The organism is Streptomyces sp. RLA012 (assembly GCF_056270325.1).
Map to the genome: position 1 here is coordinate 143068 of NZ_JBWDPA010000003.1, position 15010 is coordinate 158077.

At 69.8% G+C, this 15010-nt stretch carries 11 protein-coding genes and 1 pseudogene; 3 read left to right on the plus strand and 9 right to left on the minus strand.

Translation table 11 applies throughout. The annotated features are described in order from the left end of the window. Positions 1-20: 20 nt before the first annotated feature. Positions 21-464: a hypothetical protein gene (locus tag RV986_RS53235; RefSeq protein WP_475924875.1), complete on the plus strand. Its 444-nt coding sequence runs from the start codon at positions 21-23 to the stop codon at positions 462-464. Between the two features lie 382 nt (positions 465-846). On the opposite strand, the gene RV986_RS53240 is transcribed toward RV986_RS53235, so the two are convergent. The 3 genes from RV986_RS53240 to RV986_RS53250 all read right to left on the minus strand — a co-directional run bounded on the left by RV986_RS53240 (position 847) and on the right by RV986_RS53250 (position 3695). Further along, positions 847-2163: a hypothetical protein gene (locus tag RV986_RS53240; protein ID WP_475924876.1), complete on the minus strand. Its 1317-nt coding sequence runs from the start codon at positions 2161-2163 to the stop codon at positions 847-849. Positions 2164-2668: 505 nt separating this feature from the next. Next, complete coding sequence (locus tag RV986_RS53245) at positions 2669-3058, minus strand: hypothetical protein (protein WP_475924877.1); 390 nt, start codon at positions 3056-3058, stop codon at positions 2669-2671. Between the two features lie 433 nt (positions 3059-3491). Beyond that, positions 3492-3695, minus strand: coding sequence for a YlcI/YnfO family protein (locus RV986_RS53250; protein ID WP_475924878.1), 204 nt, complete (start codon positions 3693-3695; stop codon positions 3492-3494). 28 nt (positions 3696-3723) lie between these two features. Between RV986_RS53250 and RV986_RS53255 the strand changes: the two genes are divergently transcribed. Continuing rightward, positions 3724-5013 carry an RNA-guided endonuclease InsQ/TnpB family protein gene (locus RV986_RS53255; protein ID WP_475924879.1) on the plus strand — a complete coding sequence of 430 codons (1290 nt, stop codon included), beginning with the start codon at positions 3724-3726 and terminating at the stop codon, positions 5011-5013. Positions 5014-5026: 13 nt separating this feature from the next. On the opposite strand, the gene RV986_RS53260 is transcribed toward RV986_RS53255, so the two are convergent. The 5 genes from RV986_RS53260 to RV986_RS53280 all read right to left on the minus strand — a co-directional run bounded on the left by RV986_RS53260 (position 5027) and on the right by RV986_RS53280 (position 12263). Continuing rightward, on the minus strand, positions 5027-5560 hold the full coding sequence (locus tag RV986_RS53260; protein WP_475924880.1) for a hypothetical protein: 534 nt from the start codon (positions 5558-5560) through the stop codon (positions 5027-5029). A 133-nt stretch (positions 5561-5693) separates the two neighbouring features. Next, a complete protein-coding gene (locus RV986_RS53265; RefSeq protein ID WP_475924881.1) occupies positions 5694-6953 on the minus strand; it encodes an MFS transporter in 1260 nt (419 codons plus the stop codon). 67 nt (positions 6954-7020) lie between these two features. After that, positions 7021-7779: a GntR family transcriptional regulator gene (locus RV986_RS53270; RefSeq protein WP_475924882.1), complete on the minus strand. Its 759-nt coding sequence runs from the start codon at positions 7777-7779 to the stop codon at positions 7021-7023. 345 nt (positions 7780-8124) lie between these two features. Further along, entirely contained in the window at positions 8125-10710 is a 2586-nt protein-coding gene (locus RV986_RS53275) for a YfhO family protein (RefSeq protein ID WP_475924927.1), read from the minus strand. Between the two features lie 758 nt (positions 10711-11468). After that, on the minus strand, positions 11469-12263 hold the full coding sequence (locus RV986_RS53280) for a sugar phosphate isomerase/epimerase family protein (RefSeq protein WP_475924883.1): 795 nt from the start codon (positions 12261-12263) through the stop codon (positions 11469-11471). A gap of 166 nt (positions 12264-12429) precedes the next feature. Here RV986_RS53280 and RV986_RS53285 point away from each other — a divergent pair, with 166 nt between their 5' ends. Beyond that, a complete protein-coding gene (locus RV986_RS53285) occupies positions 12430-12816 on the plus strand; it encodes a VOC family protein (RefSeq protein WP_475924884.1) in 387 nt (128 codons plus the stop codon). Between the two features lie 31 nt (positions 12817-12847). Here RV986_RS53285 and RV986_RS53290 read toward each other — a convergent pair. Next, positions 12848-14992, minus strand: a pseudogene (locus tag RV986_RS53290) (bifunctional serine/threonine-protein kinase/ABC transporter substrate-binding protein). Positions 14993-15010 lie beyond the last annotated feature (18 nt).

Here is a 15010-nt window from a genome sequence, read left to right on the forward strand (position 1 = left end):
TCGTCCCAACGGGGGAGCACATGAACTTGGCCCGCACCCGCCGCGGCACAGCCGCAGCCCTCACCGTCCTCATGGCGGCCGCTCTCGGAGCCGCCGGCGCCGGAGCCTCGAACGCGGACACGGCTGCGCCGCAGACGCAGCAACTCGCCTCTTCCGTCCTCGGAACCGACTACAAGATCACCCTGACCGCGCTGCGTTCACCGGAGGACGAGTACGCCGCCTCTGTGCGCCTGCAGGTCTACACGCAGGTCGGCGGCGCCTGGAAGGAGTCGGACCGCGTGACCGTGGGCGACGTGGACGGCTGGTTCTGGTACCCCCTCACGGGCAAGGGCGCCGTCTGCCAGTTCTCGACCGCCGGCACCGAGCCCGCCCCGCTCACCGTGAGCCTGCAGCTCACGCCGTCCCTGGGCTGCTCCGAGCCGACACACTTCGTCGTGAAGCAGGGCAGGGTGTATGCCGGCTGACCCCGAGACGCCCCAACCTGCTCACGCGACACCGGCACTGGCACTGGCACTGGCACTGGCACTGGCACTGGCACCCTGACGGTCACGCCGTACACCCCGGCCGTACACCCCGCTCCGCCCGAAGAAGGTCAACAGTCATGACGGCGGTGTTGCCTCGCACTTCGGGCGCCGGGGCGGCGCCACCTGGCTGAACATGATCAACGACCAGGCGGCGGGGCTGGGCGGAAGGCGGTGGCCCGGCACCCATCCGCTCGTCCAGGAGATGTCGACGTCGAGACGCTGTGCCGGGCCGTGCGAGAGGCGCGGCTCGGCATGGGGGACTCGTACTCCTGGGATCGCGTGAACAGCTCTCTCGCCCTGGTGATGTGGCTGGAGGGGCTGGTCAGCGCCGGCTCTTGATCTCGCCCAGCGTCTGTTCGACCGGGCCCGCCAAGACGTCGAGCAGACCGTAGCGGTTCCGCACCTCGCGGTTCGTCTGTTCGGAGAATGTGCGATCTTCCTCACCCACCCGCGCGATGACCGGCGCCACGTCTACACCATGTGAACCAAAGCGCCAATAGGTAGTGACGCGGCGCGTTTTTCTCGTATAAAAATCGATCGCATTGTTTTCTTGCATCTCGGCCGTTTGGACGATGGTGTCGTTCTCTTTCTGCCCTGCCTTCACCCAACGGGGCAGCTCGACGCCCCGCCAGGAGTAACCAGGCCCTCCGAAATTTTCCATAACGAGCCGGTCTTTACGCGCCAGGTTCAGGGTGGCGTAGAACGTCAGCTTGTCGAAATGCGTGTCGATGGGAAGCTGAACAACGGTTCGCGTGAGTGACTCGCCTTTCGCCTCGACCCAGTGTCCGAGGGGAATCCACGGCTGCGCCGCCACCAGCTTGCCGGGCTGGTAGACCTCCCTGCGGGTGAGCGGGTGCTTCTCCCGGTATCTGACCCATTGCTCGGCGCTCTCCCGCCACTTCGAGCGGTCCAGGTCCGTCTGGCTCACCGTCACGTCCTCCCCCATGGCATGGAACTCGGTGCCCAGCACATAGAAACTCACATCGCTGTGGTTCACGAGCTTGATGTCGACCGGCACGGAGAACGCCTTGCGGTCCGCACTGAGCACCGCCTTGCCCACGTTCAGCTGCACGAGAGGGGCGACCTCGCGCCGGTACGGCTGAAAGAGGTACTGGTAGCTGAAATTGGCGACCGCCACGATCGTGGAGACAATGAGTGCCGCAGCCACTCGCTTCGGAGTGGGGATCTCCTCCAGTCTTCGCCACACCTGGATGACAGCCAATAGCGAACCCACGCTGAGCACAATGGACAGTACCTTGTAGCCGACTCTCTCGCCGTCATGCCATGTCTGAAACGCGAGCAGGACGTTCGTCAACAACGCCACGCCGGTACTGATCAGCGCGACCACTCCAAAGTTGGAAATCGGCCCTCGGACCCAACAGTCCAAGACCGCGACAACACCCACGACCATGATGAGGGCCGCCAACATGAGGGCCGCTCCGGTGACGCAACCCGGGAAAGTCAGAGCATCCTTGAAGTCCTTGAAGCCGCACCAGCCCACCAGCAGCGCCGTCAGGAGCAGGACCAGCACAACCCATACCATTTCCGCCTGCGCGTATTTGGATTTCGTCAGGCCCCGTCGCACCATCACGTGCGAGCCGGAGCGGGAATCCGAGTCGGGCCCTAAAGAATTCGTCACATGATCACCTCCTGGCGGCACACCGGAATTCGATCATTATGCTCCGATGTGATCCACGCGGTCGCTATCCGCGCCGACGGGGAGGTGAGCTCGCGCGCGCTGGTGGAGTGGACCCTGGCCCGGATCGAGGCCACTCAAGAACCTCCGGGATCCCAGCGGTGCAGGAGATCGCGCCGCGCTGCGACGACCGGGTGGCGGTTCGGCGAACTTCGGCCTCCTGGCGGACACCCGCACGGCGACGAACGGGCCGAGCGGCACGGAACGGTGCGGGCGTGCCGCAATCTCGAGCACTCAGAACCAGAGGGCGTTCAGCGGTTTCCCGGCTCCGAGCCGGCGGCTGCTGGACGGCGACGGGTTCTTCGCAGCCCTCCCCGGGTTCGGGCACCGCACATCAACCGCAACTACCTGCACGTGGCCAAGATCGGTTGACGTAGCCTGAGCGCCGGCAAGCGAAGCAGGAAGGGGTGCCGGTCCACAAGCGCTGGCATCCCCTTCTCACATGTGATCAGCCGGCCAAGGGCTGCCACCGGTCTTCCTGCGCAGGGTCGATACTGCTGAGCCACACCAGGGCCCCACCGATCAGGCCGGGCTTGTCCCGCGTGGCCAGATCTGGGGCTTCCAGCATGTCGGCGGCCTCTTCCAGGTAGGTGACCAGTGTGTCGAGTTCCTCGCCTGGGGCTTCGTTGTAGCGGGACCATCGGCCCAGGTAGCGGGTCGCGGCGTCCAGGTACAGGCCCGAGGTGCTGTCAGCCGCGCCGTGCGAGACCACCGGAATCCAGGTTGCCTTCCACACGGTGATCCGGTCGTGCTCGGGGCGGTCGGCGTTGAGGGTGTCCTCGTGGGCCTGGGCGTCCGTCTTCTGCCGGTGGGCGGCGGCCACGGCGTCCAGGGGCATCAGAGCCTCACTGCCCGGAAGGCATCCCCAGCCCCAGCCGTTGACCCCGTCGTCACCCGCCGTCAGCAGCCACAGGACGCGCAGCTCGACGGGTACCCGAAGGCCGAGGTCGCCTTCCAGGGCGGCGATGGCGCCGGCGCGGAGCGTAGGAGTCGGGGGCGTTGCACGCCCACCTGCAGCATTCGGGATCGACCGCCGAGAGTGTCATAGCCCTGCTGCGGTCCTGGCCGCCGGTCTGACCGGCGGCCACCGAGCAAGGCGCCCCCGAACCCGCCCGCCGGTGGACGACACCCCGCAGGACTGGCACCCGAGTGGCACTCGGGGGCGCGCGGCCTGGCCGACGGTCACAACAGCTCCCGCGTGTCCCTCGTGGGAGGACGTCGTCCACAAGTTGCTTCGTTCCACCTCGTTTTCGGGCAGGGTGCCGGGTCCTTCAGGGCCGGGGTGAATGCCCGCTCCCGCGGAGCGGGGCAGGGGTAGCTGAATCGCCTTCAGGGCGATTCGGCGTCTTGCCCGAGGTGACGGCGCGTCGCACGGCGGCGATCAGCCAGGAGTTCAGGGAACGGTCGTCGGCCTCGGCGGCGGCTCGGGCCTGTTCGTGCAGATCGTCGGGGAGTCTCAGGTTCACATGCTTCATGGGACCATGATTGAGCTAGATTGGTCCCATGGCAAGGTTTCGGATGTACCCCACGGGCGAGCAGGAGCAGCAGATGCTGCTGCACTGCGCGCACGCCCGGTACGTATGGAACCTGGCCGTCGAGCAGCACTCGCACTGGTACAGGGACAGGAAGCCCGCGCCCGGTTTCGCCGAGCAGTGCCGCCAGCTGACCGAGGCCCGCACTGCCAGTGAGTGGCTGCGCAAGGGCAACGCGGATGTGCAGCAGCAGGCACTGAAGGACTTCGCGAAGGCCAGGCAGGCGCGGTTCACCTCCGGGTTCGGCGAGCCGGCCTGGCGCAGGAAGTACTGGCACGAGGGCTTCCGCGTCATCGGCACCGACCGCGTCCCGGAGTTCGACACCGACGGCGGCCCGAAGCTGAACGCGAAGACCGGCAGGCAGATCATGGGCCGCTCGGTGGTGGTCCAGAAGCTGAACCGGCGATGGGCACAGGTGAAAGTGCCGGGCTGCGGCTGGGTCCGCTTCCGCCTCACCCGGACCGGGCTGCCGCAGGCGAAGACGTTCCGGGTCACCTGGAAGAACGGGCAGTGGCACATCGCCTTCGCCGTCATTCCCGCCCCGGTCACGGCGCCGGGCAACGGCGAGGTCATCGGCATCGACCGCGGCGTCACGATCACCGCGGCCCTGTCGGACGGCCGGATACTGAACTGCCCCCAGCTCACCACCCGTGAGCGGGCACAGATCCGCAAACATCAGCGGCGCGCCGCCCGCGCACCCAGGCACAGCCCGCGCAAGACGACCGAGTACGCGAAGGCCGCCAAGCTCAAGGCCCGCGAAGCCGACCGGCGCAAGGACTGGTGCGAGAAGACCTCGACCATACTGGCCAGGTCGTACGACCTGGTGCGGTTCGAGAAACTGACCATCAAGAGCATGACCCGCTCGGCGAAGGGGACCACCGAGGAGCCGGGCAAGCGGGTTGCGCAGAAAGCCGGGCTGAACCGGGCGATCCTCGCACAGGGCTGGGGCCTGCTGCGCCGGCGCACCGAGCACAAAGCCCCCGGTCGGGTCGAGGACGTACCCGCCCCCTACACCAGCCTGCGGTGCAGTGCCTGCGGATGGACCGACAAGAACTCGCGCAAGAGCCAAGCCGAGTTCGTCTGCTCCTCCTGCGGCTTCACCTGCAACGCAGACACCAACGCAGCAACCAACATCGCGGCAGGACAGGACGGCGAAAGCCGCCCCGGGCACCAAACCCGTGCCGGAGGGACAACACCGCCCAGACAGCGGTCGAATGTCCGTGAACCTCAACCCACCCGGGTTGGAATCCCCCTCTTTTAAGAGGGGGAGGATGTCAAAGAGACCTCGTAATAGTCCTCGCGAAGCGCTGGAACGCTTCGGGAGTGCGGTCGACCAGGAGCTCGAACAGACTTGTCGCCCCGTCAGGGTCGGCACGGTCCGAGGGGAAGTCGATCGTGCCGTGGTGCCACTGATCGTCCGTCGTCCCCCGCCACAAGCAGGCCGTCACGACGGGCACGCCGTCCTCGTCGGTGAACGCCGGCTCCTCGACGAAGGGCTTGAAGGCCTCGGGAACATCGTCGATCACTCCCGGCCAGGGCTCGCCATCGTGGCCGTACGGGTTCATCGGCGATTCGTGGCCGAAGCCGCGGACATAGACCCCGGCCGCCGAGAACACGATGGAGTACTCGTCTCCCGACCCGTTGCGCATCGAGGCCATCTCCTCGCCTTCAGCCCAAGCGGCGTTGAAGGAGTAATACCGGCTCTCCCAGTCCGGGCTCAGGATCGCGTCGAGCATCGCAAGCGAGCGGCACAGGTTCCGCAGGTCGGCGATGGCGGGAAGCCGGCGGGCCAGGTCATAGACAGTCACGGGCTCATCCAACCGGACGCCTCTGACATCAGGCGCCCCCTGTCAGGCCTCACGGTCAGTGGCAACACCAGAGCCGGACAGGTCAACACGCGACAGTTGAATACGCGCGCTCACCAGTATCAACCCCCGAGTCTCAGGGCACGAGCTCGGATTCTCTTTCGCTGGGCGATGTGCGCATGTTTCGCAGTGGTGACAGGAAGTTCGCGAGAAAGCTCAGCGTCATGCCGACTGCGCCGATCCACAGTGTGGCTGTCGCCCCGAACACAGAGCCCGAGGCTCCGCCCAGGACTCCGCCCAGCGGAAGGCCGCTCCAGGACACGAAGCGGGCTGTCGCGCTCATCCGGCCCAGGAGCCGATCCGGCGTGAGGGTCTGTTGGAGGCTCGACTGAGCCACAAAACGGATGACTCCGCCCAGGGAAAGAGCCGCGAGTCCGATCGCCGCCACGTACACGCTCCAACCGGGTCGCGCCAACGGCATCAGGGCTGTCGGCGGACAAGTGACCAGTGGCGCGAGCCAGATGACCGGACCTTGTCCGACCCGCTTCGAGACCCTGGTCGCCAGCAGCGCGCCCAGCAGGGCACCGCACCCCATTCCCGACAGAACAAGGCCGATACCGAAGGACCCGAGGCCCATCTTCCTCTCCAGGAAGACCAGCAGCATGGTCTGGTACATGACCAGGAAGAGGTTGAATATCGCGTCCCCCAGTACGGTTGCGCGCAGGACGGGATGCCCGACAACGAACTTCAGCCCCTCCTTGATGTCCCGGCGCAATCGAGGGTGCTCACTCGGCTCCGGCTTCTGTTCGCGTCTGCGGATACTGATCGCGAGCAGGCCCGATACAGCCATCCCGGCCGAACTCGCCAGAAGCGTTGCGGGGGCTCCGACCCAGCCGACCAGTGGGCCTGCCACCGCCGGCCCGCTGATGCTGGTCACCGAGCGTATCGCCGAGAGTTTCGAGTTTCCTTCGACAAGACTGCCGCGTCCCACCAAGTGCGGCAGATAGCTGACGTACGCGACGTCGAAGAAGACGGTCAGTACTCCGTGGACCAATGCGACCGCGTAGAGCCACCAGATCGTCAGAAGGCCCGCCCACCACGCCATCGGTATCGTCAGGAGGACCAGCGCCCTCACAAGATCGGTGCTGATCATCACCGATCGCTTCCGCATGCGGTCCACCCACGCGCCTGCCGGCAGCCCGACCAGGAGCGAGCCTGCCGTGGTCATCGCGGTCAGTGCTCCGACCTGGAACTCATCGGCGTTCAAGGCCACGATCGCAGCCAGCGGCAGCGCCAGAAAAATGATGCGATCGCCCAGCTGGCCGAGCGCGGTGGCGGCGGACAGACGTCCGAAGTCCGGATCGCGTAAGAGTCCGAGCCGGGAGGGTATGGGCATGCGAGTCACCTACTGTCGGATGCGAGACGTCGCTCCACGGGCTTCACCCGCTGCGGCAGGTCGACCGCTACGGCAGGTCGACGCTGAACTCGTAGGCCACTTCTCGGCGCACGTCCGGAATGACCATGTCGGCGGTTTCCACCGGACGTCCGTCGGTGTCGTAGATGGTCCGCTCGATCTGGAGCACCAGGTCCCCGACGCTGATCCCCAGCAGGTTCGCCTGTGCCTGGGTGGCACGAGCCGGGCGCGGCAGTTCGACCACGGTCTCGGCGTCCACGCCGATGGAGCGCATGCGCTCGACCACCCCCTTTCCCGCGAGGGGGCCCCTCTCGGGCAGCACGATCGGCGTTCCGTCCGTGATGGCCATCGGCTCCCAGGATTCGGAGAGCTGGACGGGTTGCCCGTCGGCAAGGAACTCGTAGTGCGTGTTGACGCAGAGGTCTCCGGGGCTGATGGCGAGCCGCTCGGCGATCGCCGCGGGGGCGGGAACGCGCGCCTGGCTGTGCGAATCCCAGGCGCCGGCCCTGCCCCGCTCCTTCATGCCGGCGCGGGAGGGGGAACCGTCCCGGCGTTCGCGGTGCCGTGAGCGCACCATCCGCAGGCGCTCGCGCGGCCTGCGGACGTAGGTGCCCGAGCCCGCGCGTCCTTCGAGGAGGCCCTTGATGATCAGGCGTTCCACGGCCCTCTGTGTGACGTTGCGCCCGACCCCGTACTCCTCGGCGAGCCGCGCCCGGGACGGCAGGCGCTCCCCGATTCCCCACTCTCCCGCGAGAATTCGTGCGCGCAGCGCGTCGGTGACGGCAAGGTACGGCGCCTCTCGGGGCATGTGCGGCTCTCCGGTTGCTCTGCCGCGCAGCGGCTGATGGTTCCAGGCGGCGTTGGCAAGCTACTGCACCGGGTGAAAGCTACTGGAGCAGAAATACGCTCGGCGCTCATGCGGCGGGCGTGCGGGTACTCGTGGGGTGCTTGCCCGGGAAGCCGGGACGACCGCCCGACCCGGACCGCGGAGAGGTGACCGGAGCGGACCGGGCGGTAGACCGTCATCCTGAAGGCCCGGGTCCCGGGACCCGGGACCCGTCATCTCCCGGGCGGTGACCGGGTGAGGTGACTCCTCCCGCTGTGGAAGGCGGCCGTGGACGTCCGCTGTGCGAGATCCTCGGCCGCGGTCTGTTCACCGTCGTCGGCGGACCGCGGTGAAAGTGGTCAGCAGGAGCAGGGCGAGCAGCGAGGCGGCCCCGACGGTCGCGCCCAGCCGCAGTCCGGGTGGGTGGAAGGTACAGGTGAGGCTGGTCGAGGAGCCGTTGAGGGGGACGGCGAGGAGTCCGTGGTAGTTCCCGGCGGGTACGGCGGAGGCGTTGCCCGCCGCGCAGCGCCAGCCGGCGATCCGGGGGGTCGCGATGACCGCGGTTCCCGTGCTGCCGGCGGGGAGCCGGGCTTGGATGGTGCCGCCCGAGACGGTCACGTGGGTGGCGCCGGTGGTCTTGAGCCGTTCGACGACGGTGCGCAGCCGGGCGGTGTCCAGGCAGCCGACCGCTCCGTGCGGGACGAGGCTCGGCCGGTCCGGGGACAGTTCGACCAGGAGGCGGCCGGAGGCCGGAACCGTGCCGAGCCGCTGCATGGCGGCGATCTTGGTGGTGGGGTCGGACCTGAACCGCCCGGTCAGGCCGTGGGCGGAGGCGCCGCTGAGCCGTGCGGTGCCCCCGAAGTACGGGGCCCACAGGTAGACCTCGTTGCCGGCCGGGCAGTTCGCGGTGATCGTCGGCTTCGGGGCGGCGGTCCCGGCGGGCAGGGCTTTCAGGCGTACGTCCTGCCCTTTCCTGTCCTCTCGGGCCGGCGGCTGTCCGGCACTGGTGCGTACTGTGAGGCGGGGCAGGGTGTAGACCCGGGTGCCCAGCAGCAGTTCCTGATTGCGGTAGGGCGACGGTCCGTAGACAGAGCCGCCCGTGTGCGGGCCGGCGGGGGCGGGCGGCCGCACCGTGACCAGGGGCGGTACGTCCTGCCGGGAGACCGTCACCCCGCTGCCCTCCTGGGGGAACCAGTTCTGGTGCGGGTCCGGCGGGGAGTGCACCCGGGCCCCGACGGAGAAGATGACGTCCGTGACGGCGTTGTCGAGGCTCTGCAGGTTCCGGCCTCCCGAGGTCCAGCCGTCTCCGAGCGCGGTGAGCATCCTGATGAGGACGTCGGAGGTGAGGCTGCTGTAGTACTGGGCGCCCTGGCCGCCCACCATCAGTGGGTCGTTGCCGACGGTCTGTTCCCGGCCCGGTTCGGTGCGGTACTGGGGCCAGCCGTCGGCCTTCGTGATCGCCTCCGCCTGCTGCTGCTGCCGTGCGCCCCAGGGCGCGTAGTCGTCCATGCGCCCGAGCCGCAGCCGTTCGGCCACGGCCGAGGTGGCGGTGGCCTCGCCGAGCTGGACACCGATGAGCAGCGCTGCCGCGCACCCGGCCAGTGCCGTGCCTCGCGCGGTGGTGGTGAACCGCCCCTCGGCGGTGCGGCCGAGCAGGACCAGCCCGGCCAGCGCGCCCGCGACGGCGACCAGCAGGATCGGCCATACGAAGGGGCGTACCAGGTCGCTGCGGCTCGCGCCGGCGGCGACCAGCGCGAGCAGCGCGGTCGCCGCGCCCAGCGTGCGCCGGTCGGGCGGGCCGTAGGAGAGCGTGTGCCACGCGGCGATCACCAGCAGTGCGCAGAGCACGAAGGTCTGCCGGTAGGAACTGCCCTGGGGGGTGGCGAAGGCGTGCCAGGCCAGATGGGTCGGCTCCCATTGCATCGACAGCGCCATCGCGGCCACCAGCAGCGTCCATCCCGTGCGGACCCGCCGGGGTGCCGCCCGGTGGAACGGCAGGGCGAGGGCGAGCAGCAGCGTCGTGGTGCCCACGAACACGGCCGGTGAACCGAAGCTGTACGTCGCGGGCAGCAGCCGGGCCAGCAGTTCCTCCCCCGTCGCCGAGGCGAACCCGGTGAACCGGCCGGGTGGGGTGTGTGCGGAGCCGAAGTACACCACCGCCACCAGCGGTGCGGCCAGGCCCATTCCGAGTGCGAAGGTCACGCCGGCCCGGCCCGCTGCCGCGAGCTGCCGGCGGCGTGGCAGACCGGCGAGGAGCAGTCGCAGCAGCAGCACCAGGCAGGCGGCGAGGGTGGCCATGTAGGCGGTGTAGAAGTTGGCGATCCAGGCGGAGGCCACGATCAGGACACCGAGGGTCCGGCGCCGGTCGTTCAGCGTCCATTCGCCGACCAGGCACAGCAGCGGCAGGGCGATCAGGCCGTCGAGCCACATCGGGTTGTACGCGGCGTCCGCCACGCTCCAGCCGCACAGGGCGTAGGAGGCGCCCAGCACTCCCGCCGCCCACCAGCGGCCGGGGCGCAGGGCGAGCAGCAGCCAGGCCATGGCCGCGCCCGCGCATGCCATCTTCAGCAGGGTGATCACGTACACCGCGAGGTCGATCTGATCCCGCGGGAACACTGCCACGAGGAGGGCGAACGGGCTGCTGAGGTAGGTGCCGAGGTCGGGCAGGAAGCTGGTGCCGAACCCGGACTGCCAGTTGACGAGGAGACCGCCGTCGGCCCTTCCGTGCAGCAGGTCCCACAGGTGGGCGTGGAAGGGCAGGTACTGGTTGCCCAGGTCGTTCATGTTGCGGGTGCGCGGCCCGAAGGGGTAGCTGCGGGCGACGGCGCTGGCGGCGCAGAACGCTGTGACGGTGACAGCCGCCGCGAGGAGGGCGGCGGCCTGCCGGGGTCCGGTGGGCAGCAGCAGCCGCATACGGGTGCGGGCCCGGCCGGACGGTGGATCGGCGGGCTGGTCCGGGCCGGTCCCGGAGGGCCGGCCCGCGCCGGGGGCGGCCGTGTTCTTCGGCGTGGGGTGGGTTTCGGGCATCACGCGAGGCCCCTGGTGCGTGGGGTGTGCACCGTGCTGTGCGCACGGTCGGTTCGGCCGGTGCACAGGCCATGGGCAGGGGATGACAAACCAGTCACGGCGGGCCTCAGGTGTGTAGGACGCGTGGCGTCCCGCCCGGGGCTGTCACTCCCCGCGCGGCATCGATTCGCCGATGTAGACGGAGAGATCTTCGGATTGGTTGTGCCACGGCGGAAAATGGGGGGCGAATTCCGCATCGTCGTGCGGGTGTTGCGGAAGGAGACGTCGCCGGTGAGGAAAGGCGGAGCGGCGGCGGCATGGAGGGAACCTACCTCACGGGTAGTGCCCGGCGTGAACCGCAGAGCCCGAACGCCGCCCTTCCGTCCTCCGCCGGCGGCACACCGGGCACGGACGGACGTCCGGGAGACCCGTAGTCGCCTTACCCGCTGCGGCGGCGCCACCCCTTGCGCGAACAACCCGGCGGCCTCGACCCGCACTTGCCCCCGCTGAGCCCGCTGTTTCGCGGCCAGGCCATACAGCCGTACACCCGCGCCCGCGCCGGCGCCGGCCGCAGCATCTCACCGCCTGCCTCGCCCAGGCCGCGGATACGGCAGGGGCCGCCCGCCGAGGCGCCCTCGGCGGAACGCCTGGCGGGCGGCTGCGTATCACAACTGACGGGCGTCGCCGTCCAGTTGGGCCAGGAGACCGCGGGCCGCCTCGACGCACGGGCCGAGCCGTTCGTGCGCGCCGACGCCGGCCTCCGCCTGCGCGCGGAGCGGTATTTCGAGTCCGACGACAAGGTCGCGCGGCAGCGCCTTGAGCACACCGAGGAGCGGCAGTTCGCCCGCGCCCGGCGCCAGCCGCTCGAACATCGCCTCTTCCATGTAGTCGGGGATGGTGGGCACCAGCGGGGCGTCGCTCAGCTGGATGTAGCCGACGACGCCGGGGCCGAGCGAGGCGAGGTCGTCCGGCCCGGAACCGGACCGGACGATGTGCATCGTGTCGGCGAGGAGACGGAAGTCCGGCCGCCCGACCTGCCGGATGACGTCGAGCGCCGTGGGCAGGTCCGGGACCGGCAGGCCCGGACTGGGTTCCACCGTGGTCTCCATCCCGAGGGACGCGGCCTTCTCGGCGAGGATCCCGAACTGGTCGACGCTGCGGCTGAGGTCGGGTTCGAGGGAGACCGTGTTGATCCGCCGGACGCCCAGCTCCGCCATGATCCCGAGATCGCCGGCCCTGTCCCGGATGTCGGCTCCCGCGCGGACCGTCATGCCTTCCCCGAGCGAGATGGACACGCCCCGGTCGCGCATGGCGGCGATCATCTCGCGCCGCAGTGCCGGGTCGTCCCGGAGAGAGAACGGCGGATGGATCGGCGGGTTGTACGGGTTTGACACCAGGGCGGTCGAGATGTGGCGGCACCCCAGGTCGGCGGCCAGGGACACGAACTCGACCGGTGGCATTCCGAAGACGCTGAGAAGCTCGATGCCGAGCCTTTCCATCGCTCTCGCCCGCTTTCCACGGTCGGCCCCACCGAGATGAGAATCAAATTCTCACATGGTAGAGTAACATTCTCGAAAGTGGGGCCAGTGCCGAACGGCTGACGTGAACAGCTCACCGGGGAGTGCCGTGACATTGCAGCGGGTCGAGGTCGGGCTCGTCAGCACCGACGAAGCCCTGGTGGACTTCCTCGCCGCCGTGTTCCGGCTGGAACGGCTCCCCGTGGCCACGTCGGGCTCCGGAGTCGTACACCGCCTCCGGGCACCCGGCACGGTGATCAAAGTGATGGTTCCCTCGCGGCAGCCCGCCGCCGGAGCCGACGAGCCGGTCTTCGGTGTGACCGGCCTGCGCTACCTGACCCTGTACGTCAGCGATCTCGACGCGGTCGTCGAGCGCAGCGCGGCCCGCGGAGGACGCGTACAGCACGGCCCCATGGACATCGGCCCCGGCGTGCGCATCGTCATCCTCCAGGATCCCGACGGCAACGCGATGGAAGTGGTCGAAGGCGCCCCCTGATGCGGACGTGACGCCCGGCCCGGGCCCCGGATCAGGTCTTCTTGATCTGGTCGTAGCGGCCCAGGAAGCGCGGGGTGCCGTTCTGCACACGGTAGAGGAAGAGGCCGTTGAGCCAGTGGAACTCGTCGGTCCCCGCATCGAATGCGATGGTCTTGGCGAGCCCCTTGTAGGTGGACGCACGGAGCCTGCGCACCATGGCGCCCCGCTCGACCTAGACGTTGCCCAGCCCGCGCAGACCTTGGGCGACGAAGAACAGCGCGTCGTACGCCTCCACCGCGAAGTGCTCGACGGCGCGCACCCCGAAGCGCTTCTTGTACGCCGCCACGAAGTGCGCCGCAGCGGGCAGTGCGGCCGGGTCGACGTAGGTCGTACTGATCACCCAGCCCTCGGCCGCCGGGCCCGCCTCCGTGAGGAACGCGCTCTGCAGGACCGGCTCCGGAGCCATGCGCGGGCCCTGGAATCCGGCCTCTTCCAACGCACGGGCGCACCGGGCGGCCCGGTGCGGTGAGACCCCGCCGTACACCACGGCCTCCGCCCGGGCGGCGAGCACGGCGGCGGCGACCGGGCCGAAGTCCTCACTGTCCGCGGGGACGACATGGGTGGTGGTCGTGCCGTTGGAGGGCGGGAACATCGCCAGGTCCTTGACGATCTGCCAGCTGGTGCGGCCTGCCGCGCGGTCGTCGACGACGGCGGTCCTGCGGCTCTTGCCGGTGTGGCTGAGGTAGTGGATGAACGGCGTCGACAGAGCGTATACGTCGGGCCTGAGCTGGAAGAACGCGCGGGTGGTATTGGAGTACACATCGGCGGCGGAGGAGACGCTCACGATCGGCAGCAGGGCCTTCTCGTAGCGGGCGACGGTGGCCTCGGCCGTGGCGATGCCGGTCGGGCCGATGACCGCGTACACGTCGTGGTCCGCGACGAACCGCGCGGCCACCTCCTCGGCCCGCTCCGCCTTCCCGCCGTCGTCAAGGACCTCCAGGGCCAGGTCGAAGGTGCGGCCGTCACGGGAGCGGGAGTTGAAGTCCTCCACGGCCAGCCGCGCGCCCCGCTCCTGCGCCCGGCCGATCGCCTTGTCCGCTCCCGACAGGTCCGCGTGCAGCCCGACGACGTACCGGGGCAGCGGTCCGGATCCCGTCGCGCCGTCGCCGCCGGCCGTGGGCCGGGAGGCGGCCCAGGCCGCCAGTCCCCCGCCGGTCACGACCACTGCGGCCGCCGAGCCCAGCGTCAGCAGGCGCCGCCGCGAGAGGGCGGGCCGCTCCGGCGGCTGCAGGAGCGTGGTCGGCCCGGGGTCGGGCAGGGCCAGGACGGCGGCCGAGCGTTCCGCGATCAGCCGGGGCAGTGTGGACGGCAGCCAGTCGCCCTCCCGTCCGTCCGCACCGGCCAGGGCGTCCCCCACCTCCCGCGCGGTGGGCCTGGCCCGCGGGTCCTTGGCGAGGCAGCCCGTCAGCAGCGGGACCAGCGCCCACGGTACGGCGTCCAGGTCCGGTTCCTCGTGCACCGTACGGAAGATGACGGCGGCCGCGGTACCGGTACCGAACGGGCGGCGGCCGGTCACGGCGTAGGCAAGGACGCAGCCCAGCGAGAAGACGTCGCTCGGCGGGCCGACGTCACCGGCCCGCGCCTGCGCCTGTTCGGGCGAGAGGTAGCCGGGCGAGCCGATCACCACGTCGCTCGCGGTGAGCGCGGTGGCGCCGGTGGAGCGCGCGATGCCGAAATCGATCAGCCGGGGCCCGTCCAGGGCGAGCAGAACGTTGCCCGGTTTGACGTCCCGGTGCACCAGGCCCGCGGCATGCACCTCGGTGAGCGCCTCGGCCAGCCGGGCGCCCAGGGCGCGCACCGTACGCTCGGGCAACGGCCCGTACAGCGCGACGGCCTCGGCCAGCGACGGGCCCGGTACGAAGGCGGTCGCCAGCCAGGGCTCGCGGGCCGCCGGTTCCGCCGCGGTGACCGGTACCACCCAGCGCCCGGTGAGCCCGCCCGCCGCCTCGGCCTCGCGGCGGAACCGGGCGCGGAAGTCGTGGTCGGCCGCGTACTCGGCGCGGATGACCTTCAGCGCGACCAGCGCCCCGCCCGTCGAACGGGCCAGGTAGACCACGCCCATGCCGCCCGCGCCGAGCCGGCCCAGCAGCCGGTAGCCGCCGACGAAGGACGGGTCGCCCGGCTTGAGCGCGTGCACTCCCGCGGGCCCCTCGGA